The sequence below is a fragment of the Nocardioides pyridinolyticus genome, assembly GCF_054653575.1.
This window is the reverse complement of sequence record NZ_BAAIFY010000002.1, coordinates 221,765-244,412: the sequence shown is the minus strand read 5'-3', so window position 1 is coordinate 244,412 and position 22,648 is coordinate 221,765. Positions and strand designations below refer to the sequence as shown.

At 73.9% G+C, this 22,648-nt stretch carries 24 protein-coding genes; 6 read left to right on the top strand and 18 right to left on the bottom strand.

Translation table 11 applies throughout. The features are described from left to right. Positions 1-84 precede the first annotated feature (84 nt). A complete protein-coding gene (locus ACYQ0U_RS03290; protein ID WP_459969358.1) occupies positions 85-1,401 on the top strand; it encodes an APC family permease in 1,317 nt (438 codons plus the stop codon). Here ACYQ0U_RS03290 and ACYQ0U_RS03285 read toward each other — a convergent pair. The 6 genes from ACYQ0U_RS03285 to ACYQ0U_RS03260 are packed head-to-tail and all read right to left on the bottom strand — an operon-like array spanning position 1,334 to position 5,822. Continuing rightward, a complete protein-coding gene (locus tag ACYQ0U_RS03285; protein WP_459969355.1) occupies positions 1,334-2,002 on the bottom strand; it encodes a GTP cyclohydrolase II in 669 nt (222 codons plus the stop codon). The two genes, ACYQ0U_RS03290 and ACYQ0U_RS03285, sit on opposite strands and share 68 nt — an antisense overlap. Then, the gene (locus ACYQ0U_RS03280) at positions 1,999-2,721 is read right to left on the bottom strand and encodes a RibD family protein (RefSeq protein ID WP_459969352.1); all 723 of its coding nucleotides are present in this window, start codon (positions 2,719-2,721) and stop codon (positions 1,999-2,001) included. Before ACYQ0U_RS03280 ends, ACYQ0U_RS03285 begins: the two co-directional genes overlap by 4 nt. Next, the gene (locus ACYQ0U_RS03275) at positions 2,714-3,469 is read right to left on the bottom strand and encodes a lysylphosphatidylglycerol synthase domain-containing protein (protein ID WP_459969350.1); all 756 of its coding nucleotides are present in this window, start codon (positions 3,467-3,469) and stop codon (positions 2,714-2,716) included. Before ACYQ0U_RS03275 ends, ACYQ0U_RS03280 begins: the two co-directional genes overlap by 8 nt. After that, a complete protein-coding gene (locus ACYQ0U_RS03270) occupies positions 3,466-4,371 on the bottom strand; it encodes a glycosyltransferase family 4 protein (RefSeq protein ID WP_459969347.1) in 906 nt (301 codons plus the stop codon). Before ACYQ0U_RS03270 ends, ACYQ0U_RS03275 begins: the two co-directional genes overlap by 4 nt. 51 nt (positions 4,372-4,422) lie before the next feature. Further along, positions 4,423-4,809 carry a 6-pyruvoyl trahydropterin synthase family protein gene (locus ACYQ0U_RS03265; protein ID WP_459969344.1) on the bottom strand — a complete coding sequence of 129 codons (387 nt, stop codon included), beginning with the start codon at positions 4,807-4,809 and terminating at the stop codon, positions 4,423-4,425. Further along, a complete protein-coding gene (locus ACYQ0U_RS03260) occupies positions 4,797-5,822 on the bottom strand; it encodes a zinc-dependent alcohol dehydrogenase (RefSeq protein ID WP_459969342.1) in 1,026 nt (341 codons plus the stop codon). The genes ACYQ0U_RS03265 and ACYQ0U_RS03260 overlap by 13 nt, the downstream gene beginning before the upstream one ends. A 20-nt stretch (positions 5,823-5,842) precedes the next feature. On the opposite strand from ACYQ0U_RS03260, the gene ACYQ0U_RS03255 reads away from it, so the two are divergent. Then, positions 5,843-7,861 (top strand): CDP-alcohol phosphatidyltransferase family protein, encoded by a 2,019-nt coding sequence (locus ACYQ0U_RS03255; protein WP_459969340.1) that lies wholly within the window; start codon positions 5,843-5,845, stop codon positions 7,859-7,861. On the opposite strand, the gene ACYQ0U_RS03250 is transcribed toward ACYQ0U_RS03255, so the two are convergent. From ACYQ0U_RS03250 to ACYQ0U_RS03225, 6 genes are all read right to left on the bottom strand, one after another. Then, positions 7,851-8,540, bottom strand: coding sequence for an anti-sigma factor family protein (locus tag ACYQ0U_RS03250; RefSeq protein WP_459969337.1), 690 nt, complete (start codon positions 8,538-8,540; stop codon positions 7,851-7,853). The two genes, ACYQ0U_RS03255 and ACYQ0U_RS03250, sit on opposite strands and share 11 nt — an antisense overlap. Beyond that, positions 8,537-9,061 carry a sigma-70 family RNA polymerase sigma factor gene (locus tag ACYQ0U_RS03245; protein ID WP_459969333.1) on the bottom strand — a complete coding sequence of 175 codons (525 nt, stop codon included), beginning with the start codon at positions 9,059-9,061 and terminating at the stop codon, positions 8,537-8,539. The genes ACYQ0U_RS03250 and ACYQ0U_RS03245 overlap by 4 nt, the downstream gene beginning before the upstream one ends. A gap of 41 nt (positions 9,062-9,102) precedes the next feature. Next, positions 9,103-11,256, bottom strand: a complete 2,154-nt coding sequence (locus ACYQ0U_RS03240) for a DEAD/DEAH box helicase (protein WP_459969331.1) — start codon at positions 11,254-11,256, stop codon at positions 9,103-9,105. Between the two features lie 255 nt (positions 11,257-11,511). After that, on the bottom strand, positions 11,512-13,614 hold the full coding sequence (locus ACYQ0U_RS03235) for a heavy metal translocating P-type ATPase (protein ID WP_459969480.1): 2,103 nt from the start codon (positions 13,612-13,614) through the stop codon (positions 11,512-11,514). Positions 13,615-13,643: 29 nt separating this feature from the next. Next, positions 13,644-14,498, bottom strand: coding sequence for a hypothetical protein (locus ACYQ0U_RS03230; RefSeq protein WP_459969330.1), 855 nt, complete (start codon positions 14,496-14,498; stop codon positions 13,644-13,646). After that, positions 14,495-14,707, bottom strand: coding sequence for a heavy-metal-associated domain-containing protein (locus ACYQ0U_RS03225; RefSeq protein ID WP_459969328.1), 213 nt, complete (start codon positions 14,705-14,707; stop codon positions 14,495-14,497). The genes ACYQ0U_RS03230 and ACYQ0U_RS03225 overlap by 4 nt, the downstream gene beginning before the upstream one ends. A 76-nt stretch (positions 14,708-14,783) precedes the next feature. On the opposite strand from ACYQ0U_RS03225, the gene ACYQ0U_RS03220 reads away from it, so the two are divergent. Further along, complete coding sequence (locus ACYQ0U_RS03220; protein ID WP_459969326.1) at positions 14,784-15,401, top strand: TetR/AcrR family transcriptional regulator; 618 nt, start codon at positions 14,784-14,786, stop codon at positions 15,399-15,401. A gap of 41 nt (positions 15,402-15,442) precedes the next feature. After that, the gene (locus ACYQ0U_RS03215; protein WP_459969323.1) at positions 15,443-16,537 is read left to right on the top strand and encodes a PAS domain-containing sensor histidine kinase; all 1,095 of its coding nucleotides are present in this window, start codon (positions 15,443-15,445) and stop codon (positions 16,535-16,537) included. Here ACYQ0U_RS03215 and paaI read toward each other — a convergent pair. Genes paaI through paaA form a run of 6 tightly spaced genes read right to left on the bottom strand, consistent with a single transcriptional unit; the run spans position 16,534 to position 20,670 of the window. Next, on the bottom strand, positions 16,534-16,923 hold the full coding sequence (gene paaI / locus ACYQ0U_RS03210) for a hydroxyphenylacetyl-CoA thioesterase PaaI (RefSeq protein ID WP_459969320.1): 390 nt from the start codon (positions 16,921-16,923) through the stop codon (positions 16,534-16,536). The genes ACYQ0U_RS03215 and paaI overlap by 4 nt on opposite strands. After that, a complete protein-coding gene (gene paaE / locus ACYQ0U_RS03205) occupies positions 16,920-17,969 on the bottom strand; it encodes a 1,2-phenylacetyl-CoA epoxidase subunit PaaE (protein ID WP_459969318.1) in 1,050 nt (349 codons plus the stop codon). The genes paaI and paaE overlap by 4 nt, the downstream gene beginning before the upstream one ends. 4 nt (positions 17,970-17,973) lie before the next feature. Further along, positions 17,974-18,459, bottom strand: a complete 486-nt coding sequence (gene paaD / locus ACYQ0U_RS03200; protein ID WP_459969316.1) for a 1,2-phenylacetyl-CoA epoxidase subunit PaaD — start codon at positions 18,457-18,459, stop codon at positions 17,974-17,976. A 24-nt stretch (positions 18,460-18,483) separates the two neighbouring features. Beyond that, positions 18,484-19,425, bottom strand: coding sequence for a 1,2-phenylacetyl-CoA epoxidase subunit PaaC (gene paaC, locus ACYQ0U_RS03195; protein ID WP_459969314.1), 942 nt, complete (start codon positions 19,423-19,425; stop codon positions 18,484-18,486). Positions 19,426-19,435: 10 nt separating this feature from the next. Further along, on the bottom strand, positions 19,436-19,729 hold the full coding sequence (gene paaB / locus ACYQ0U_RS03190) for a 1,2-phenylacetyl-CoA epoxidase subunit PaaB (protein WP_459969312.1): 294 nt from the start codon (positions 19,727-19,729) through the stop codon (positions 19,436-19,438). Continuing rightward, positions 19,726-20,670: a 1,2-phenylacetyl-CoA epoxidase subunit PaaA gene (paaA, locus tag ACYQ0U_RS03185; RefSeq protein ID WP_459969310.1), complete on the bottom strand. Its 945-nt coding sequence runs from the start codon at positions 20,668-20,670 to the stop codon at positions 19,726-19,728. Before paaA ends, paaB begins: the two co-directional genes overlap by 4 nt. A gap of 127 nt (positions 20,671-20,797) precedes the next feature. On the opposite strand from paaA, the gene ACYQ0U_RS03180 reads away from it, so the two are divergent. Together ACYQ0U_RS03180 and ACYQ0U_RS03175 are read left to right on the top strand one after the other, a co-directional pair. After that, positions 20,798-21,745, top strand: a complete 948-nt coding sequence (locus ACYQ0U_RS03180; protein WP_459969308.1) for a transporter substrate-binding domain-containing protein — start codon at positions 20,798-20,800, stop codon at positions 21,743-21,745. Next, complete coding sequence (locus ACYQ0U_RS03175) at positions 21,742-22,644, top strand: amino acid ABC transporter permease (RefSeq protein WP_459969305.1); 903 nt, start codon at positions 21,742-21,744, stop codon at positions 22,642-22,644. The genes ACYQ0U_RS03180 and ACYQ0U_RS03175 overlap by 4 nt, the downstream gene beginning before the upstream one ends. The last annotated feature ends 4 nt before the right edge of the window (positions 22,645-22,648 follow it).

Here is a 22,648-nt window from a genome sequence, read left to right as displayed (position 1 = left end):
GACGACCAGGCCCGACGACACAGGCCCGACGACCGGGTCGTATCGGCGCGCGGCACGAGCTGGGCGGGCCCTAGATTGACGCCCGTGACCCGCTCGCTGACCCCCGACCCGCTGCCGCCGAACGACCCGATCTCGACCGGCGGTCTGGGCGTGCCCCAGGGGGCCGCGCTCACGCTCGGCGCGGTGCTCGGGACCGGCGTCATCTCGCTGCCGGCGCTCGCCGCGCACGAGGCCGGGCCCGCCTCGCTGGTGGCGTGGTTGCTGCTGGTCGCGTTGTCGGTGCCGCTCGCGACGACGTTCGCCGCGCTCGGCGCCCGCTACCCCGACGGGGGCGGCGTCTCGACCTACACGCGCCGGGCGTTCGGCGCCCGGCCGGCCACCGTCGTCGGCTGGTGCTTCTACTTCGCGATCCCCCTCGGCGCCCCGGCAGCGGCCGGCTTCGCCGGGGCGTACGTCGCCGACGGCACCGGCGGCGGACGGCAGACCCAGCTGCTGACGGCCGCCGCGCTCATCGTCGTGGTCGCGGTGATGAACTGGTACGGCATCCGGGTCTCCGGCCGCGTGCAGCTGGCCATCGCGGGCACGCTCGCCGCGCTGCTCCTCGTCGCGACCGTGGTGTCGCTCCCCCACGCCACCACCGACAACCTCACGCCGTTCGCTCCGCACGGCTGGGCCGCGATCGGCACCGCCGCGGCCCTGCTCATCTGGGCGTTCGCCGGCTGGGAGGTCGTCACCTCGCTGTCCTCGGAATACCGGAACCCGGCGCGCGACCTCGGCCGCGCGACCGTGATCGCCCTGGTCGTGATGGGCGTGATGTACCTCGGCGTCGCGTTCGCGACCGTCGCGGTGCTCGGCAGCGGCGCCGGCAAGGCGCCGCTCTCCGAGCTGCTCGTGCTCGGCTTCGGTGAGCCCGCTCGCGGTGTCACCACCGTGGTGGCCGTGTTGCTCTCGGTCGGCGCGATGAACGCGTACTTCGCCGGCAGCGCCAGGCTCGGAGCGGCGCTCGGCCGCGACGGCTCGCTGCCGGTCTGGTTCGCCCACGGCTCGACCGCGGGCGAGGTGCCGCGTCGCTCGCTGGTGGTGGTGACCGGCGGCGCGCTCGGCACGCTCGTCGGCATCGCGGTCACCGGCATCGCCATCGAGGAGACCATGCTGCTGGTCACCGGCGCGTTCGCGATCGTGTACGTCGTCGGCACGGCCGCCGCCGTCAGGCTGCTGCCGCGCGGCAGCTGGGTGCGGCGCGGCGCCGTCGTCGCCTTCGTCTCCTCGCTCGCGCTGCTCGCCGTGTCCGGGCGCTACCTGCTCCCCCAGCTCCTCGTGGCGATCGTCGCGGTCATCTGGATGAGCCGCTCGCGTGCAGACGTCCCCGCCGCTCCGGACCCGGTGCGATCGCGGTCGTGACCGCCGGGCCCATCCCGCCGGTCAGCAGGTGGCCCCGGCTGGACTTGGCGGCGAGGTAGCGGGCGTTGGCGGGCGCCACGTGGACCGCCGTCGGCACCAGGTCGACCTCGAGCCCGTGGGCGCGGAGCTGGTCGACCTTGTCGGGGTTGTTGGTCAGGAGCGCGAGCCGCTCGACCCCGAGAGCGGCCAGCATCTCGGCCGCGGCGGTGTAGTCACGGGCGTCGGCGGCGTACCCCAGCGCGAGGTTGGCCTCGTAGGTGTCGAGGCCGCGGTCCTGGAGCGCGTAGGCGTCGAGCTTGGCGTAGAGGCCGATACCGCGTCCCTCCTGGCGCAGGTAGAGGAGGTGGCCGCCGGTGGCCGAGATCCGGCGCACCGCCTCGTGCAGCTGGGGTCCGCAGTCGCAGCGCTCGCTGCCCAGCACGTCACCGGTGAGGCACTCCGAGTGCAGCCGGACGAGGGGTACGGCGCCCGGCGACCCGAGCCGGATCGCGAGGTGCTCCGCGCCGTCGGCGAGCCCGTCGAAGGTCGTCACCTCGCCGACGCCGGACCAGCCGTGGAGACGCAGTGGCACGGTGATCGAGGTCCGGACGGTGACGCTCATGCGGACTCCTGGTCGTCGGCGAAGCGGGGCGAGAGGGCGTACCGCAGCAGCACGACCTCACCGATCCGGCGGGCCTCGGCGAGCGCGGCGGGGTGGTCGGGGCCGAAGGGGAACGGCCCGTCGTCGACGAACCGGCGGGCCTTGGCGTCGCCGACGAAGAACGGCGCGACCACCAGCTGGAGCTCGTCGGCGGCGTCCTCGGCGAGGAACTGGGTGTGGAGGGTCCCGCCGCCCTCGACCATCAGCCGGCGGACGCCGCGGGTGCCGAGGTCCTCGGCCAGCCGGCGCACCGAGACCCGGCGGCCGCCGTCCACGACGGTCGCGACCGCGCCGAACCGCGCCCGGGCGAGCGGCACGTGGGAGGACGGGGTGTAGACGAGCTTCTCGGCCTCGCCGGTCGTGAAGAACGCGGCGGCGGGGTCGAGGTCGCCGTGGCAGGTGAGGGTGACCTTGACCGGGTCCGGGGCGAGGCCGCGCTCGATCCGGTCGCGGCGCCGGTCCGGGCAGCGGACGAGCAGGCGCGGGTTGTCGTTGCGCACGGTGGTCGCGCCCACGAGGATCGCGTCGCAGCCGGCGCGGACGCCGTCGACCCGGTCGAGGTCGGCGTCGTTGGAGAGGATCAGCCGTTCGTCGCCGGCGCTGTCGAGGTAGCCGTCGAGCGAGACGCCGCAGCTGAGCAGCGTGTAGGGACGGTCGGGCTCGGGTCGGGGCTCAGGCACGGGCGACCACCCCTCTCGTGAGCAGCAGACCCCCGGGCAGGACCGCGACGAGCGCGAGCACGCCGTAGAGCACGGCGACGGTGGCGCCCTGTGCGGCCCCCAGGCCGGCGCTGGCGAACGCCCACGCCGCGACGCCCTCGCGCGGGCCCCATCCGGCGACGTTGAGCGGGATCGCGGCCGCGACGAGCACCAGCAGTGCGAGCGGCACCAGGTCGGTCAGGGACGCCGCGGTGCCCGCGGCGCGGGCCGCGACGAGGAACACGACCAGGTGGCCCGCGGCCGCGACGATCGAGGTACCGACGACCTGGGGCCACCGCACGAGCGCCGCGACCACACCGAGGCCGAGCACCGCCGCCGCCCACGGCGCCGGGCCGGCCAGGAGCAGGGCACCGGCCGCCGCGACCTGCACGGCCTGCCCGGTCCCCCGGTCGGCCACGACCGGCAGCGCGCCGTGCCGGTAGCCGCGGTGCACGTCGCCGACCACGCCGGTCGGCAGCGTGGCGTTGAGGAACTGCGAGCGGTAGTACGCCGCCACCGCCTCGCGCAGCGACACCTCCACCCCGAGCACGTGGGCCAGCGCCCGCCACCGGCACGCGCACGCGAGGGTCGTGACCGCGGTGACCGCCAGCGCGGCCGCGATCGCGAACGGCCCGGTGGACCGGACCGCGTCGACGAACGGCGCCGGCCCGACCCACCACCCGACCGCGGCCAGCACGCCGAGGCCGACACCGATCCGCAGCCACCTCATCGCGCCGCCTCCAGCGCCCCCGCCACCAGGCCGGCCGTGCGGTCCCACCCCGCCAGGGAGGTACGGCGGTCGCGCGCCGCCGCGCGGAGGGCGGCCCGGTGCTCGTGGTCGGTGAGCCACCGGCGCAGGGCGGCCGCGAGCGCGACCGGGTCGCCCGGCGGCACCAGCACCCCGCCGTCGCCGAGCGCCTCGGGCACGCCGCCGACGCGGGTGGCGACGACCGGCACGCCGTGCGCGAGCGCCTCGGTGACGACCATGCCGTAGGTCTCGGCGCGGGACGCCAGCACGAGGAGGTCGGCCTCGGCGTAGGTCGCGTCGAGCGCGGCGCGGCTCAGCGGGCCGGTCAGCCGGACGCTCCGGCCCACCCGGTCGGCGAGGTCCGGATCGAGCGCGGTCGACCCCACGCCGCGGCAGTCCCACGGCAGGTCGTCGAGCAGCGCGAGCGCGGCGGCCAGCACGTCGTACCCCTTGAGGGCGGTGACCGCGCCGACGCTGAGCAGCGCGCGCCCGTCGACCGACCCGGGGGCGACCGGGGCGGGGTCGACCCCCGGCTCGGCCACGACGACCCGCTCGAGTCCGTGGGCGGCGACGAGGTGGTCGCGCGCCCACCGGCTGGTGGTCACCACACCGGCGGCCGCGCGCAGCACCCGGCCCTCCCACGGCGCGCCGCTCGGCATGTGCACGAGCACGACCACGCGCAGCCGACCCACCTCGGCCAGCAGCGCCGGCGAGGCGAGCAGCGCGTCGACGAGCACGGTCGCTCCCCGCGGCACGGTGTTCGTGGTGGTGTGCACCTCGGCGCCGAGCGCGTCGGCGACCCGCCGGTCGTAGACGTTGCCGCCGCTCGGCCGGCGGGGGTCGTCGAGCCACGGCGGCGCGACGAGGTGGACCTTCCCGCTCACGGTGTCCTCACAGTGCCCTCACAGTGCCCTCACAGTGCCCTCACAGTGCCCTCACAGTGACACCGCCCTCTCGTAGCTCGCCCACGCGACGTGGGACTCGCGCAGCGTCACCACTACCCGGGCCACCGGCCCGAGCCCGGTGGCCCGCGTGGCGAGCCGGTCGGCGACCGCGCGGGCGAGCACCTCGGTCGAGGTGTTCACGCCCGCGAACGCCGGGTCGTCGTCGAGGTTGCGGTAGGTCAGCTCGCCGAGCACCTCGTGGAGCAGGCCGGTCGCGGCGCCGATGTCGAGGAGGATCCCGTCGGGACCGAGCTCGGGCCCGGAGAACGCCGCGTCCACCACGTAGGTCGCCCCGTGCAGCCGCTGCGCCGGCCCGAAGACCTCGCCGCGGAGGCTGTGGGCGATCATCATGTGGTCGCGGACGGTCACCGTGAACACCAGGCCCCCTCGTAGGTGATGGTGTGGCACAGGGCCGCCAGCTCGCCCCTCGACAGCCGGGCCATCACGTCCGGCAGGTCCGCGAAGGCCGACTCCCCCGTCAGCAGCGCGTCGAACGCCTCGTCGCGCAGCAGCCGCAGCGCCAGCGCGAGCCGGTCCGCGTGGGTCCGCCGCGACCGACCCCCGACGACGCCGACCTGGCTGGAGCGGATCGCCAGCCGCCGCGCGTGGAAGGCACCCCCCAGGGCGAGGTCGACCCGCTGGTCGCCGTACCAGCTCAGGTCGAGTACGGTCCCCTCCGGCGCGAGCAGGTCCAGCGAGCGCTGGAGTCCGGAGCCCGTCGCGCTGGTGTGCACGACGGCGTCCCTGCCCCCCTCGGCCCGGTCCGGCGTCGCGAAGCCCGCGCCCAGCCGCTCCGCGACAGCGGCCCGCGAGGGGTCGACGTCGACCAGCGTCACTTCGAGCTCGGGGAGGCGCGCGAGCAGCCGGGCGACGCTGCAGCCGACCATCCCGGCACCGACCACCGCGACCCGGTCGCCGACGAGCGGCGCGAGGTCCCACAGCGCGTTGAGAGCGGTCTCGACGGTGCCGGCGAGCACCGCGCGCCGGGCCGGCACGCCGTCGGGCACCGCGAGGACGGAGGAGGTCGGGACGACGTACGCCGTCTGGTGCGGGTGCAGGCAGAACACGGTCCGTCCGCGCAGATCCGCCGGTCCCGCCTCGACCCGGCCGACGCTGAGGTAGCCGTACTTCACCGGGCCCGGCAGGTCGCCGCCCTGGAACGGCGCGCGCATCCGCCGCCACTCGCTCTCGGGCACGCCGCCGCGGAAGACCAGCGCCTCGGTGCCGCGGCTGATGCCGGAGTGCAGCGAGCGGACCAGCACCTCGCCGGGCCCAGGCTCCGGCAGCGGCTCGGGGCGGATCTCGCCGCTGCCCGGCTCCCGTACCCAGAAGGCCTGCGCCGTGGACGCGCCGGTGAACTCCGGGAGACGCGGCTCCGTACGACTGGTCACACCCCCTACACGGAGGCGCCGTGCCGCTGGTTCACCGTCCCGCCGACGCGATCACGCTCGCGCGAGCCCTGCTCGCCGTGACCGTCGCGGTCGCCGGCCCGGACGGTGCTGGTCTCGTGCTGGTCGTGGTGGCGCTGGCTCTGGACTGGGTGGACGGGCAGGTCGCCCGGCGCACCGGCACGGTGTCGGACTTCGGGGCGCGCTTCGACATGGAGACCGACGCGTTCCTCATCCTGGTGCTCAGCGCCTACGCCGTGCCGGAGCACGGCGCCTGGGTGCTGCTGATCGGCCTCGCGCGCTACCTGCTCTGGCTCGCCGAGCGCGTGCTGCCGTGGCTGCGCAAGCCCGTGCCGCCGCGCTACTGGCGCAAGGTGGTCGCCGCCGTCCAGGGCATCGTGCTCGCGGTGGCGGTCTCCGGGCTGGTGCCCACCGCCCTGGCCACCGTGGCGCTGCTGGTGGCGCTCGCCCTGCTGGCGGAGTCCTTCGGCCGCGACGTGTGGTGGCTGTGGCGCTGCCGGCACGGCGACGAGGTGCCCTACCCGGCGGGCGGCGGCGTCACGCTCGTCGCGGCCGGCGCGGTCTGGGTGGCGCTGGTCCTGCCGGCCTCGCCCGGCGACCTCGCCCAGGTCCCGGGCGCCGCGGCCGTGCTGGCCGCGGTCGCGCTGCTCCCCCGCGGCCGGCGACCCGCGGCGGCGGTCCTCGGCGTCCTGCTCGCGCTGCTCGGCGTGGTGCGGGCGATGGACGTGGGCTTCGAGACGTTCCTCGACCGGCCCTTCGACCCGGTCGCCGACTGGTCCTACCTCGGGCCGGGCATCGGCGTCCTCGGGGACTCGATCGGCGACGCCGCCGCGGTCGCGACCGCGGTGGGGGCCGCGGTGGTCGTGGCCGCGCTGCTGGTGGTGCTGCCGCTCGCGACGGTCCGCGCCAGCGGCGCCCTGGCCCGGCACCGGCGACCGGCGGTGACGCTGCTCGCGGTCTGCGTGCTCGCCCCGCTGGCACCCGTCGGCTCGACGGGGGCCGCCGGGCTGGCCTACGACGAGGTGCGGCACGCCCGCGCTGAGCTCGCCGACCGCCGCTCGTTCGCGGCCGAGATCGCGGCCGACCCGTACGCCGGCGTACCCCTGCGGCTGGAGGGGCTGCGCGGCAAGGACGTCCTGGTGGTCTTCGTGGAGTCCTACGGCCGGACGGCGCTCGACCTGCCCGGTGTGGTGGCGACCGTCGACGACGGCACCCGGCGGCTCGACGCCGCGGGGTGGCAGTCCCGGAGCGGGTTCCTGACCTCGCCGACGTTCGGCGCGGCCAGCTGGCTGGCCCACTCGACGCTCCAGTCCGGGCTGTGGGTCGACAGCCAGGGCCGCTACGACCAGCTGATGGCCGCCGACCGGCTGACGCTGACCTCGGCCTTCGAGGACGCCGGCTGGCGCACGGTCTTCGACGTCCCGGCCAACACCCGCGACTGGCCCGAGGGGGCCGCGTTCTACGGGTTCGACCAGCTCTACGACTCTCGCAACGTCGGGTACGCCGGGCCGGAGTTCGGCTACGCGCCGGTGCCCGACCAGTACACGCTGGCGGACCTCGAGCGGCGCGAGCTGACCGGCGACCCGATCCTCGGCCCGGTTTTCGCCGAGGTCGACCTGGTCTCCAGCCACCACCCGTGGACGCCCCCGCCCGCGCCCGTCGCGTGGGACCGGGTCGGCGACGGGTCGGTGCTCACGGAGCCGGAGGAGACGCTCGACGACGTCGTCGACCGCTACGGCCGCGGGATCGAGTACTCCCTGCACACGCTGGTCTCCTGGCTCGCGCGGTACCGCGGCCGCGACCTCGTCGTGCTCGTGCTCGGCGACCACCAGCCGCACTCCTACGTGACCGGCCCCGACCCGGGGCACGACGTGCCGGTCTCGGTGATCGCGCGCGACCCGGCCGTGATCCGGCGGATCGGCGGCTGGGACTGGCAGCCCGGGCTGCACCCCGACGGCACCGCGCCGGTATGGCCGATGGACGTCGTCCGCGACGAGGTGCTCGACGCGTTCAGCCGGTGAGCTCCAGCAGCGGGCGCCCGTCGGCGTCCTGGACCTCGACGGACAGGATCTCGTCGGTCGTCAGCGCGGTCGCGCCGGTCAGGTGCATGGTCCTGCCGGGCAGGCCCTTCCAGGTGGCGACCTGCTCGGTCCCGTCGGCGGTGCGGACCACGAGGGAGTACACCGGCGGCTCGTAGGAGTGGCCCGCGCTCGGCACGTCGTAGCTGCACGTGAGGTCGAGCCGGGTGCCCCACGCGACCGACGTGAGCGCGACCGACGCCTCGACGGCGTCCTGGTCGATCGGCACCATCGGCTGCACCGCGACCGGCGGCTCCGGCGGCTCCGGCGCGGGCTGGCCGTCACGCGTCACCGCCAGGGCGGCGCCGAGGCCGATCACGACGACCGCGGCGGCCGCCACGAGACCGGCCACCCAGCGGCGGCGGTGCAGCTGATGCTGCTCCCGGCGTACCTCCGCGACGAGTGCGGGCAGGAGGGTCTCCGGCACGGGCTCGGGCTCCGGCGGCGACCTCACCACCTCGGGCGACACCTGCCCGAGCAGCCCGGGCAGGCCCGCGAGGTCGCGGACGGCGGCCGAGCAGGCGGGGCAGGTGGGCAGGTGACGCTCGAACGCCAGCCGCTCCTCCGGTGCGAGCGCACCGAGGACGTAGGCGCCGTCGAGCTGGGCGAGGTCGCAGGTCATGCGACCACCCCGTTCTCCTCGAGGGCGAGCCGCAGGGCGCGGAGTGCGTAGTGCGTGCGGGACTTCACGGTTCCTTCCGGTACGCCGAGCCGGCGGGACGCCTCGGCGACCGACTGACCCTGGTAGTAGCACTCGACGAGCACGGCGCGGTGCTCCGGCGAGAGGCGGGTGAGCGCGTCCGCGACCACCCAGGAGACGAGGAGCTGGTCGGTCCGGTCGACCTCGGCCGGGGCCTCGGGCACCTCGGCGACGGCGTACTCCCGCTGCGAGCGCTTGGTCCGCCAGTCGTCGATCACGATGTTGCGCGCGACCTTGAACAGCCACGCGCGCACCGAGCCGGCCGACTCGTCGAGCCTCGGCAGGCTCCGCCAGGCACGCAGGAACGTCTCCTGCGCGACGTCCTCGGCCCGCGCGCGGTCGTGGCCGGTCAGCCGGAGGCAGTAGCCCCACAACGCAGCCGCGTGCTCGTCGTGCAGCCGGGTCATCGTCGCCGCCGGGCTCTGGTCCGTTCTCGGGGCCATCTCACCTCCCACCCGTGTCACGGCCGGGAGGCCCGGCGGGTTCAACCAGTCTGCCGCGTGGCCTCGAGCTTCTCCTCCAGCGCCGCCGTGAGCAGCGCGACCAGGGCCTCGAGCTGGATGTCGACCGAGGAGCCGACCTCCTCGTCGGAGCCGTCGAGCGCGACGGCCGCCAGGCCGGCCTTGCTGTCGATGAGCTCGGCGACGCGGGTGTCGATGGTCTGCGAGGCGATGATCCGCCACGCCGTCACCGGCTCCTCCTGGCCGATCCGGTGGACGCGGTCGATCGCCTGGGTCTGCTCGGCGTCGGTCCACGACAGCTCGGCCAGGACGACGTTCGACGCGACCTGGAGGTTGACCCCGACGCCGGCAGCGGTGAGCGAGCACACGATGACGGCGACCTCGGGGTCGCCCGTGAACGCGTCGATGTTGCGCTGGCGGACCGCGGTGGTCTGGTCACCGCGGATCGAGGAGTAGCGCAGGCCGCGGGCCTCGAAGAGCTCCTCGGCGGCGTCCATGACCTCGATGTGCTTGGCGAAGAACACGACCTTGCCCACCGAGCGGGCCAGCTGCGCGGCGTAGTCGGCCGCGAGGCCGGCCTTCGCCCGGCCGATCCGGCGCATCATGCTGAAGACGTTCTCGCCGGTCGAGGTGTCCATGTCCTCGCGCTCCCACGTCGCCACGCGGCGCACGAGCTCGTGGTCGATGCCCTCGACCGTGCGGCCCTCCTTGCGGGTGGCCAGCGCCATCTCGTAGCGCTCCACGAGCCGGCGGGCGAGCTCGCGCTCGGCCTCGCGGATCGAGCGCCCGACCTCGTCGTCGAGCTCGACGGGCAGGTCGGCGACCCGGCGGGCCGGGATGTCGGCGGCGACGTCGATCTTGCGCCGGCGCACGATGCCACGGTCGACGACCGCCTTGCGGGCGTTGGGGTAGAAGCCGGGGTCGGCCGGCGTCAGGCCGGTCTCCTCGAGGGCGTCCATGAGGGCGCCGAGCGGCAACTTCTCGTCGATCCAGCCCAGAAACTCCCAGATCGCCTGGAAGTCCTCGATGTCGTTGATCAGCGGGGTGCCGGTCAGGGCCATCAGCAGCGGGCGGCCGAAGCGGCTCCGGATCCGGTCCGAGAGCTGCAGGACGTTCTGGGAGCGCTGGGACGACTTGTTCTTGATGAAGTGCGCCTCATCGACGACCATGCCGCGCAGGCCGTGGTTGCCCAGCCAGCCGACATGGCGGTCGAGGATCTCGTAGTTCACCACGAAGATGTCGGCGAAGCCGTCGACGTCCTCGCCGTCGCCGTGGATGACGCTGACCGTCTTGTCGGGCGTCCACAGGCCGACCTCGCGGGCCCAGTTCATCTTGACGACGTTGGGGACGACGACCAGGAGCGGGTACGCGTCGGCGGCCTGCGCGGCCAGCAGCGCCTGGGCGGTCTTGCCGAGGCCGGGCTCGTCGGCGAGCAGGAACGTGCGGTGGCCGTCGGCGGCGGCCGCGACCATCTGGGCCTGGTGCCGCATGAGCTCGCGGCCCGCCGGGAGCCGGACCTTCTCGGGCTCGGGCAGCGGCATGCACGAGACGCCGTTGCTGGCGTACTCGAAGGAGCGGAACAGCGGGCCGAGCAGCTCCCAGCCGGCGAGTCGGCGGGCGCGCCCGCTGCCGGCCTGGACGGCGTCGAAGTCGGGCACGAGGAACGGGTTGGCCAGCTGGCGGGCCATCACCGAGGGCGGGACCTTGCGCCGGGTGGCGATCAGGGCGGTGGGGTCGGTGGTCTCGGGCTCGACGACCTCCTCGACCGGCACCTCCACGCCACCCTGGGTGAGCATCCGGCGGCGCAGCTCGCGGGCCTCGTCGGAGACCTCGGCGTCCTCGGCGAGCAGCGCGAGCAGCGTGGGCTGCACCGCGGCGGTCTTCGCGAGGATCGTGGCGATGCCGTCGAGCCGCTTGAGCTGGTCGGCGCGGTGCGCCTCGGTCGCCTCGGTGTCGGCCTTGACCGCAGCCCGCTCCTCGCGGACCAGCAGGGCGACGACCTGGAACTTGGTGCGCGTGCCGTCGTTCACCTGGCGTCGCTGCACGGCGGTCTCGACCTCGCGCACCGCGCGGGCGAGCACCGGGATGATGCCCTCGTTGTCGAGAGCACGTCCGCGGCGCTGGTTGCGTGCAGGTGTGCGACGGTTCGCCGACTGGCGCTGGCCCTGTCGAGCCAAGGACCCCTCCTCAGATGTGCCCGAGTACAGAAGCGGTGCGGCAACAGCCGCCGCCGGCCGGGCACAGCCACCAGCGAAGCGAGCGATAGGGCGACCGATGCAGACGGCCGTTCCTGGAGTGTCACACCCTCCGACGGGCAGAGCTGCCCGTCGGTGCCCCGCCATGCTACCAGCCGGGGCGTGCTCGGCGGCATCTCCGTCATCGTGTGGGCGTCGGATGGCGAGACCACTGCCCGACCGACGCCCCGAGCGGCCTCAGCGGAAGGTGCGCAGCCGGAGGCTGTTGCCGACCACGAAGACCGACGAGAAGGCCATGGCGGCGCCGGCGATCATCGGGTTGAGCAGGCCCGCCGCGGCCAGCGGCAGGGCGGCCACGTTGTAGCCGAACGCCCAGAACAGGTTGCCCTTGATGGTCGACAGCGTCCGGCGCGAGAGCCGGATCGCGTCGGCGGCGACGCGGAGGTCGCCGCGGACCAGCGTGAGGTCGCTCGCCTCGATCGCGACGTCCGTGCCGGTGCCCATGGCCAGGCCGAGGTCCGCCTGGGCCAGCGCGGCCGCGTCGTTGACGCCGTCGCCGACCATCGCGACGACCCGTCCCTCGCTCTGGAGCCGCCGGATCTCGGCGACCTTGTCGGCCGGCAGCACCTCGGCCACGACGTCGTCGATGCCGACCTCGGCCGCGACCTCCCGCGCCGTCGCCTCGCGGTCGCCGGTCAGCAGGACCGGGTGCAGCCCGAGGGCACGCAGCTCGGCGACCGCCTCGGCCGACGTCGGCTTCACCGAGTCGGCGACGCGCAGCCACCCGCGCGGCGTACCGTCCCACTCGACCTGGACGCCCGCGGCCGAGCGGCCGACGCGTACGGCGTGACCCTCGACCGTGCCCTCGACGCCCTGCCCGGGCGTCGCCCGGAAGTCGGACACCGCCGGCAGCTCGCCGAGGCGCTCGCGCGCCGCCGTCGCGACCGCCCGGCCGATCGGGTGCTCCGAGGCGACCTCGAGCGCGCCGGCCAGCCGCAGCACGGTGTCGGCGTCCTCGCCGTCGGCTGCGGTCACGTCGAGCAGCGTCATCTCGCCGGTCGTCACGGTGCCGGTCTTGTCGAGCACCACCGTGTCGACGCGTCGGGTCTGCTCGAGCACCTCGGGACCGCGGATCAGGATGCCCAGCTGGGCGCCTCGGCCGGTGCCGACCATCAGGGCGGTCGGCGTGGCGAGCCCGAGGGCGCACGGGCAGGCGATGATCAGGACCGCGACCGCGGCGGTGAACGCGGCGGTGGCACCGGCGCCGGTGCCCAGCCAGAAGCCGAGCGTGCCGGCGGCGAGCACGATCACGATCGGCACGAAGATGCCGGAGATCCGGTCGGCCAGCCGCTGCGCGCCGGCCTTGCCGTGCTGGGCCTCCTCGACCAGCTTCGCCATCTGCGCGAGCTGGGTGTCGGACCCGACGCGGGTCGCGCAGACGACCAGCCGGCCACCCGCGTTCACGGTCGCGCCCACGACCCGGTCGCCCGGGCCGACCTCGACCGGCACCGACTCTCCGGTGAGCATGGAGGCGTCGACCGCGGACACGCCGTCCTCGACGACGCCGTCGGTCGCGACCTTCTCCCCCGGCCGGACCACGAAGTGGTCGCCGACCGCGAGCTGGTCGACCGGCACGAGCACCTCGGCGCCGTCACGGAGCACCGCGACGTCCTTCGCGCCGAGGTCGAGAAGGGCGCGCAGTGCCGCGCCGGCCTGCCGCCGCGAGCGCAGCTCGAAGAAGCGGCCCGCGAGGAGGAACGTCGTGACGCCGGCCGCCGCCTCGAGGTAGATGCTCGACGTGCCGGCCATCCGCTCGATGGTGAGCTCGAACGGGTGGGTCATGCCGGGCTGGCCGGCATCGCCGAGGAACAGCGCGTAGAGCGACCAGCCGAACGCCGCGAGCACGCCCATCGAGACGAGCGTGTCCATCGTCGCGCTGCCGTGGCGCAGGTTGGTCCAGGCGGCGCGGTGGAAGGGCCAGGCGCCCCACACGACCACCGGAGCGGCCAGCGTGAGCGAGAGCCATTGCCAGTGGTCGAACTGCCACGCCGGCACCATCGCCAGCAGGACCACCGGGACCGTGAGGACGGCCGAGACCAGCAGCCGCTGCCGCATCGCGCGGAGCTCCGGGTCCTCCCCGGGCTCCGCGGGCTCCGCCGCGGCGGCCGGCAGTCGGGCGCCGTACCCCGCGGACTCGACGGTGGCGATCAGGTCGTCGGTCGTGACCGAGTCCTCGAAGGTCACCCAGGCCTTCTCGGTGGCGTAGTTGACCGAGGCGGTGACGCCGGGGACCTTGTTCAGCTTGCGCTCGATCCGGTTCGCGCACGACGCGCACGTCATGCCCGTGAGCTCGAGCTCGGTCTCCGTGGTCACGACGCCTCCACGACGAGCTGGGCGGTCCGCACGACGCCGTCGTGCTGGAAGTCGAGGAACAGGTGGTAGGTGCCTGGGCTCGGGACCTCCGCCACGAACTCCAGGCCGTCGCCGGGGTGGACGTGGAGGTAGGCGAGGTCGCCGTCGCGCAGGGCGACCAGGTGGCCGGCGGCGCCGAGGTACTGCTCGAGGTCGGTGACCGGCTCGCCGTCGCGCGTGACCTCGAAGGTCAGCACCGCGTCCTCGCCGGGGTGCAGCTCACCGTCGAGCGCGACGGCATAGCCGTCGACCTCGGCGACCCGCTGCTCCACGACGGGCGCCGGGGCGGGCACGGCGCCCGGCACGGTCAGGTCGGCACCGAGCGTCAGGTCGTCGCCGCCCGCCGGGACGAAGTCCGCGAAGACGCGCCAGGCGCCCGACTCGAGGTCGACGTCGGCCGTCCACTCGCCGCTGCCCTCGTCGAGGACCGGGTGGACGTGCTGGAAGCCGGCGAAGTCGCGGCGCACCACGATCAGGTGGAGACGCTTCTCGTGCTCGACCTCGTACGCCGTGACGGGAGCACCGTCCGGGCCGACGACCGTGAACGCGAGCTCGCGCGCGCCGGGGCGCAGCACGTCGTCGGCGAGGCGGAGGCGGTAGCCGTCCCGAGCGACGGCGAGGCCGCCGGGCAGGTGCTCGCCCCGCTCCGCGTGGGCAGCGCCCTGGGCCATGCCGTGACCGGCCATCGGCTCGGGCTCGTCGTCGATGACGGGGCCGACGAGGGGGCCGACCGCCGCGCCGGCGACCCAGGCCAGGCCGAAGACCACCGCGAGCCCGCCGGCGAACGCCGCGACGCGAGCCCCGGCGTTCACGACAGCCGGTAGCCGGCCTCGACGACGGCCGCACGGACCTCGTCGTCGGCCAGCGGCCGGTCGCTGGTGACGGCGAGCGCGCCACTCGCGAGGTCGACCCGGACGTCGGTGACACCGGAGATCTCCTCGACCTCCTCGGTGACCGAGGCGACGCAGTGCTCGCAGGTCATCCCGGTGACGGTGTAGGTCGCGATGGTCTCGACAGTCATATGTTTACCATACCCCCCTAGGGTATCTGCAGCAAGGGCCCTCCACCTCCATCATCCCCATGGGACAATCCCGGTCATGCTCGAGACGTCGCCGGAGTCCCCCGGACCGCGCCGCGGCCGGCCGGGCTACGACCAGGCGACGGTGCTGCGCCGCGCGATCGACCTCTTCAACCGCCAGGGGTACGAGGGCACGAGCATGAGCGACCTGGCCCGCGAGCTCGGCCTCACCAAGTCGGCGATCTACCACCACGTCGACAGCCGCGAGCAGCTCCTCGCCGCCGCGCTCGACGAGGCACTCGACGGGCTCACCGTCGCCATCGACGCCGCGGCCGACGCCGACCCGGGCACCAGCGCCGCTGACCGGCTGCGCACGGCGGTCGAGCAGTCGGTGCGGATCCTGGTCGCCCACCAGCCGGCGGTGACCCTCCTGCTCCGGGTGCGCGGCAACAGCGACGTCGAGCTGGCCGCGCTCGCCCGACGGCGCGTCCTCGACGACAAGCTCGCCTCGCTGGTCGAGGCCGCCGCCGCGGAGGGCGCGGTCCGCGGCGACGTACCGCCGCACCTGATCAGCCGCCTGCTCTTCGGCATGGTGAACTCGGTCGTCGAGTGGTACCGCCCCGACGGACCCGTCTCCGCCGACGAGCTCGCCGCGGCGATCACCGCCCTGGCCTTCGAAGGCCTGAACGCGCGCTGAACGGGTACCTCCCGGGTTTGCCGCACCGGTGGGGAGGTCCCATGATCCCGTCCGAGCTCCACGAGCTCGAGTCCTCGACCCTGCTCGCCCAGACCGGACTGCTCGTCGCCGCGAGCGACCGGGAGGGGAGGATCTCGCTGCTCAGCCCCGGCATGCAGGATCTCTTCGACCTCCCGTTCGAGCGGATGACCGAGGACGAGCTCAGCGACCGCTTCCGGCTCTACACGCACGACGGCAGCGCGCCGCTGGCGACCGAGGACGTCCCGCTGGTCCGGGCGCGCCGGGGCGAGACCGTGCGGGACGAGCTGATCACGACCCGCACCGAAGCGGGGTGCCTGGTCTACCTGCGGTGCAACGCCTCGCCGCTCGTCGACCGCCTGGGCCGGCCCAACGGCGCGATCGTGCTCGTCCAGGACGTCACCGCCGAGCGCGCCGCTCTCGAGCGCCAGGCCGAGCTGCGCGAGCGGCTGCTGGCGACCGTCAACCACCATTTCCGCACCCCGGTCACCAACCTGCTCGGGTACGCCGAGGTGCTCGACGACCAGCGTCAGGCGATCCCACCCGAGTCCCACCGGGCCGTCGACGCCGTGCTCCGCGCCGCCAAGCAGCTCGGAGCGCTCCTCGAGACGGTCTCGGCCCTCGTGGACCTCGACCGCCACACCGAGCTCACCCGCACCTCCGGCGACCTCGCGGTGGCCCTGCGCCAGGCCGCCCGCACGCTCCAGCCCATCTTCGACGCCCAAGCGGTCGGCCTCCGCGTCGACCTGCCGCCGCGACTGCCGGCCGTCATCGACTTCGCCGAGGTCCGGCGGGCCGTGTCCGAGCTGCTGAAGAACGCCGCGACCTACGCCCCCGCCGGCAGCACCGTCGAGCTGCGCGCGCGGGTGGACGACGGCGGGATCGAGGTCACGGTAGCCGACCAGGGCCCCGGCATCGAGGAGGCCGACCGGGCCCGGCTGCTCCAGCCCTTCGAGCGCGGCGCCCACCCCCGCCAGGACGTGACCGGCAAGGGTCTGGGCCTCGCCATCGCGAACACCGTCGCGACCGCGCACGGCGGCGTCCTGGTCCTCGCCCCGCAGTCACCGCAGGGCCTGTGCGCCATGCTCCGGCTACCGGGTCACTTCAATACCGTCTAGCGCTCGACGACGCGGCTGCGGCCGCGGAACTCCGCCACCGGCGTGCTGTCGGCGGCCCGGACGACCGTGACGTCGTACACGCCGGAGCGGCCGCGCAGGGCACGCTCCTGCGCGGGCGCCACGAGCTCGTCGCCGAGGCGGCCTGGCTCGAGGAAGATGATGTCGAACCCGGCGGCGACCACCCGGCCCCCGCGGGAGTTGCAGGCCAGGGCGAACGCGCTGTCGGCGAGCGCGGCGATCAGCCCGCCGTGGCAGAGGTCCCAGCCGTTGAGCATGTCCGACCGCACGACCATCGACACCGTCGAGGAGCCCGGCGTGACCGACACCAGCTCCATCCCCAGCGCCCGGCTCGCGGCGTCGGCCGCCCACATGTCCTCCGCGCTCATGCGTCGAAGTCCACGCCGACCCGGTCGGACACGGGCACCGTCTGGCAGCTCAGCACGAAGCCCCGCTCGACCTCGTCGTCGTCGAGGGCGTAGTTGCGCCGCATGTCCACCTCGCCGTCGGTGACCAGGGCGCGACAGGTGCCGCACACCCCACCCTTGCAGGCGAAGGGCAGGTCGTGCCGGGTCGCGGCCGCGCCGTCGAGGATCGACTCCCCGCGCGACATCGCGGACACCGTCGTCCGTCCGTCGAGGGTCACGGTGACCTCGCTGGTCTCCCCCGCGAGCTCCCGGTCGGCGCGGACCAGCTCCGGCGGCGGCTCGTCGACGTAGAACAGCTCGAAGTGCACGCGCTCGCTCGGGACACCGAGGTCGGCGAGCACCTCGCGGGCGTCGGCGATCAGGCCGAACGGGCCGCACAGCCAGACGTGGTCGACGCCGTCGACCGGCACCAGCACCGTGAGCAGGCGGCGCAGCCGGTCGGCGTCGAGCCGGCCGGAGAAGAGCTCGACGTCGCGCGGCTCGCGGGACAGCACGTGCACGAGGTCGAGCCGGGCGCCGTACCGGTTCTTCAGGTCGGCGAGCTCCTCGGCGAACATCACCGAGCCCGTGGTGCGGTTGCCGTAGATCAGCGTCACCGTCGCGTCGGGGTGGGTCAGCACCGTCGAGGCGATCGACAGCATCGGCGTGATGCCGGAGCCCGCCGCGATGCAGAGGTGCCGCCCACCCTGCGCCGGGTCGGCACGGAAGGAGCCGGTGGGCGTCTGCACCTCGACGACGTCGCCGGGCCGCACCTCGCGCACCAGCCAGGACGAGAACATCCCGCCCGGGATCTCGCGTACGCCGACGCGCGGCCGGGCCCCGACCGGCGCACAGATCGAGTACGACCGCCGGTGGTCCACGCCGTCGACGACCCTGCGCAGCGTCAGCGACTGGCCGGCCGCGAACGCGAACTCCTCGCGCAGGTCGTCGGGCACCTCGAAGGTGATCGCCGCCGAGTCGTCGGTGAGGTGCTCCACGTCGGCGACCGTCAGCTGGTGGAAGCGCACGGGCCTAGATCTCCTTCACGTGGTCGAACGGCTCGAGGCAGGCCGTGCAGCGGTACATCGCCTTGCACGCGGTCGCGGCGAACTCCGAGACGAGCTCGGTGGCGCCCGATGCGCAACGAGGGCAGGCGATCGAGCGCCGGGTCGGCGCCAGCGTCAGCGCGACCGGCCCGTCGCGGCGCGGGGCCGGGCCGGGTGCGGAGATGCCGTGCGCAGCCAGCGCCGCCCGGCCGCGCTCGGTGATCCAGTCGGTGGTCCACGGGGGGCTGAGGGCGATCCGCACCTCGACGTCGCCGAAGCCCTCGTCGGTCAGGGCGTGCACGAGGTCGTCGCGCATGGTGGCCATCGCGGGGCAGCCGGAGTAGGTCGGCGTGATCGTGACGACGACGCGGTCGCCCTCCTCGTCGACCGCGCGCAGCACGCCGAGATCGGCGAGGGTCAGCATCGGCAGCTCGGGGTCGGTGACGGCCGCCGCCACGGCGTACGCGGTCACCACTGCCCCCTCACCACTGCCCCCTCACCACTGCCCCAACGGGTGGGCCCGGGCGACCGACTGCATCTCGGCGAGCAGCCGCGACAGGACCTCGGTGTGCCGGCCGTCGCGCCCGACGCCGCCGGCGACGGGGCCGGCCTGGGCGACCTCGGGGCGGTCGACGCCGCTGAGCGAGAACACCCGGTCGAGCACGGCCGAGACCTCGTCGGCGACGGTCGTCGGGTCCACGCCGACCGCACGCTCGTCCGGATGGGTGCGGAACAGCTCGTCGTACCAGGGCCACACCACGACCAGCCCGGCGTCGAGCCGACGCCGCGACTCCCTGGTGCCGCGCGCCAGCGTGAGGAACCAGCGGCCGGCGTAGTCGCGATGGTAGGTGACCTCCTTGACGCCCTTGGCCGCGATCGCGGACAGCACGGGGTCCGGGCTGCCGGTGAGGCGCTCGAGCAGCGCGAGCCGGTAGGTCGAGGCGAGCAGCAGCCGCGCGATGGTCCCGGCGAAGTCGCCGTTGACGGCCTCGACCAGGCGCACGTTGCGGAACTGCGAGGCGTCGCGGAAGAACGCGAGGGCGTCCTCGGGCGGGACGGGCGAGCCCCCCGGGAGCGCGGGTACGACGGACGGGTCGGCCGCCGCGGCCCGAGCCAGGAGCAGCCGCGCCTGGCCGAGCAGGTCGAGCGCGATGTTGGCCAGCGCGATGTCGTCCTCGAGGTCGGGCGCGTTGCTGGTCCACTCCGAGAGTCGGTGGGAGTGGACGAGCGCGTCGTCGCCGAGCATCAGGCAGTAGCGGGCGAGGGCCGCGGCGTCCGTGCCCGCGGGGACAGGCGTCTTCGACGCCCCCGCCAGCGGATCCTCACTGAGCTCGAACTCGTGGCCGGTGCCGAAGGCCCACTGCGACTCGTCGCCGCCGGTGAGCCCGTCGTAGACCGACTGGTGGTCCGCGTCGTGGTCGTGGTGGGCAGCGTTCATGCTCGTCCGATCACATGTGCGGGACGTCGTCGGGGATGGCGTAGAACGTCGGGTGCCGGTAGACCTTGTCGCCGGCCGGCGCGAACAGCGGGTCCTTCTCGTCCGGGCTCGACGCGACCACGTCGGCCGAGCGCACCACCCAGATGCTCACGCCCTCGTTGCGCCGGGTGTAGACGTCGCGGGCGTGGCGCAGCGCCATCTGGTCGTCGGCCGCGTGCAGCGACCCGACGTGCACGTGGTTGAGGCCGCGGCGGCCGCGGACGAACACCTCGTAGAGCGGCCACTCGCTCCGGATCTCGCTCACGGCCCGACCTCCCTCGCGGCGTACGCCGTCGCGGCCTCGCGCACCCACGCGCCGTCCTCGTGGGCCCGGCGCCGGTGGGCGATCCGCTGCGCGTTGCAGGGACCGCCGCCCTTCACGACCCGCATGAACTCCTCCCAGTCGGGCTGGCCGAAGTCGTGGTGGCCGCGCTTTTCGTTCCACCGCAGCTCGGGGTCGGGCAGCGTGACCCCGAGCGCCTCGGCCTGCGGCACCGACATGTCCACGAACTTCTGCCGGAGCTCGTCGTTGGTGTCGCGCTTGATCTCCCACGCCATCGACTGCGCGGTGTTGGGCGAGTCCGCGTCCGGCGGGCCGAACATCATGAGCGCCGGCCACCAGAACCGGTCGACCGACTCCTGCACCATCGCGCGCTGCGCGTCGGTGCCGCGCATCATCGTCATCAGCAGCTCGTAGCCCTGCCGCTGGTGGAAGGACTCCTCCTTGCAGATGCGGATCATCGCGCGACCGTAGGGCCCGTAGGACGTGCGGCAGAGCGGGACCTGGTTGCAGATCGCCGCGCCGTCGACCAGCCACCCGATGGTGCCGACGTCGGCGTAGGACAGCGTCGGGTAGTTGAAGATCGATGAGTACTTCTGCCGGCCGTCGATCAGCATCTGGGTCAGCTCGCCCCGGGAGACGCCGAGGGTCTCGCACGCGGAGTAGAGGTACAGGCCGTGGCCGGCCTCGTCCTGCACCTTGGCCAGCAGGATCGCCTTGCGGCGCAGCGACGGCGCCCGGGTGATCCAGTTGCCCTCGGGCTGCATGCCGATGATCTCGGAGTGCGCGTGCTGCGCGATCTGCCGCACGAGCGTCGCGCGGTACTGCTCGGGCATCCAGTCGCGCGGCTCGATCCGGTCGTGGGCGCCGACGATCCGCTCGAACTCCTCCAGCAGGCCGGCGTCGATCCCAGGAGTAGCCGTCATCGTCCCTCCGATTACAGACCGAACGGTCAGTAATAGTCTAACGTCTCCGCACCCGGTGTCGAGCGGGAGAATTTCTGTCATATTGCCGAGACGACGCGAATGCGTCCGTCCCGGAGGAGGCACGCTCATGCTGCAGCTCGCTCGAGGTCTCTCACGGCGCCAGCAGGCCCTGGCCGCGACCACCGCCCTGCTCGCCCTGCTCCTGGCGGGCTGCGGGGGCGACGACGGCGGAGGCGGAGGCGACACCGGCACCGAGCCGGTGGCGAGCGGTGAGGCGGTCTGCGACACGACCGACGCGACCGACGACCTGCTCGCCAGCATCTGCGAGGCCGGCGTCATCACCGTGTCGACTGACCCGGCCTATCCCCCGCAGTCCTCGCTCGACCCGAAGTCGGGTGACTACGAGGGCTTCGACATCGACGTCGCCACCGAGATCGCCAAGCGGCTCGGCGTCGACATCGCGTGGGAGACCCCGTCCTGGGACGTCATCACCGCGGGCAGCTGGAACAACCGCTGGCAGATGAGCGTCGGCTCGATGACGCCGACCAACGACCGGCAGAAGGTCCTCGACTTCACGCAGCCGTACTACTACACGCCCGCGGTCGTGGCCGTGAACGCCGACAACAGCGACATCACCGACCTCAGCACCGACCTCGACGGCAAGACCATCGGCGTCTGCGCGGGCTGCACCTACGAGCAGTTCCTCGACAAGACCCTGGCCATCGAGGGCTTCACCTTCGACTTCATCGTCGACGACGCCGAGATCGTCGGCTACGACACGGACACCACCGCGATGCAGGACCTCGCGCTCGGCGACGGCGAGCGGCTCGACGCCGCGATCACCTCGCTCACCGTGGCGCAGGGCTACGAGAAGGCCGGCAACCCGACCAAGATCGTCGGCGACCCGGTGTTCTACGAGCCCCTGTCGGTCGCGATCGACAAGTCCTCCGAGCTCGACCCGGCCAGCCTGGTCGAGGCGGTCGACGGGATCGTCGGCGAGATGCACGACGACGGCACCCTGACCGGCTTCTCGGAGAAGTGGTACGACGGGGTCGACCTGACGGTCCAGCAGTGACCGCACCCGAGTCACCCCTCGAACGCCTCGCCCTGGCCAGCGCGCGCGTCCCCTTCCGGCTGAAGGTCGCGGTCGTCTGGGCCGTCATCTTCGTGCTGCTCGGCCTGTTCGTCCTGGCCGCCGGCTTCGACACCGGCTGGATCCGCGACAACATCGAGTACATCGCGGGCGGCCTGCAGTACACGCTGGTCATGGCGGTCGGGGGCATCGTGATCGCGATCGTGCTCGCGACGCTCGGCGCCCTCGCCCGGCTCTCGCGCAACCCCATCGCCTACGGCGTCTCCGGCTTCTACGTCTCCTTCTTCCGGGGCACGCCGCTGATCGTGCAGATGTTCCTGCTCTACCTCGCGCTGCCCCCCGTCGGCCAGAACATCACCGCGAGGTACGGCTGGGTCCCGGAGGGCTTCGAGGCCGCGCTGATCATGGACGCCGCCGTGGCCGGCACCCTGGCGCTCGGCCTCAACTACGGCGCCTACATGACCGAGATCTTCCGGGCCGGCATCCAGGCCGTGGCCGTCGGCCAGTCGGAGGCCGCGGACGCGCTCGGCATGACCCACGCGCAGAAGATGCGGAAGGTGATCCTGCCCCAGGCGTTCCGGGTGGTGATCCCGCCGACCGGCAACGAGTTCATCGCGATGATGAAGGACACCGCGTTGATCTCGTTCCTCGGCGTCACCATCGCCAGCGCCGAGATCTTCCGCCGCGCGCAGCTGCTGGGCAAGGCCGACTTCAAGAACCTCGAGGCCTTCCTCGCCTGCGCGATCCTCTACTGGATCCTCACCGCGATCTTCTCGTTCTTCCAGCGCCGGCTCGAGAGCCGGCTGGAGCGCGGCTACGTGCGCACGCCCGTGAAGACACTGCCCGTCCAGCCCCACGGCGGTGGAGGGGGTCTGGCGTGAGCGA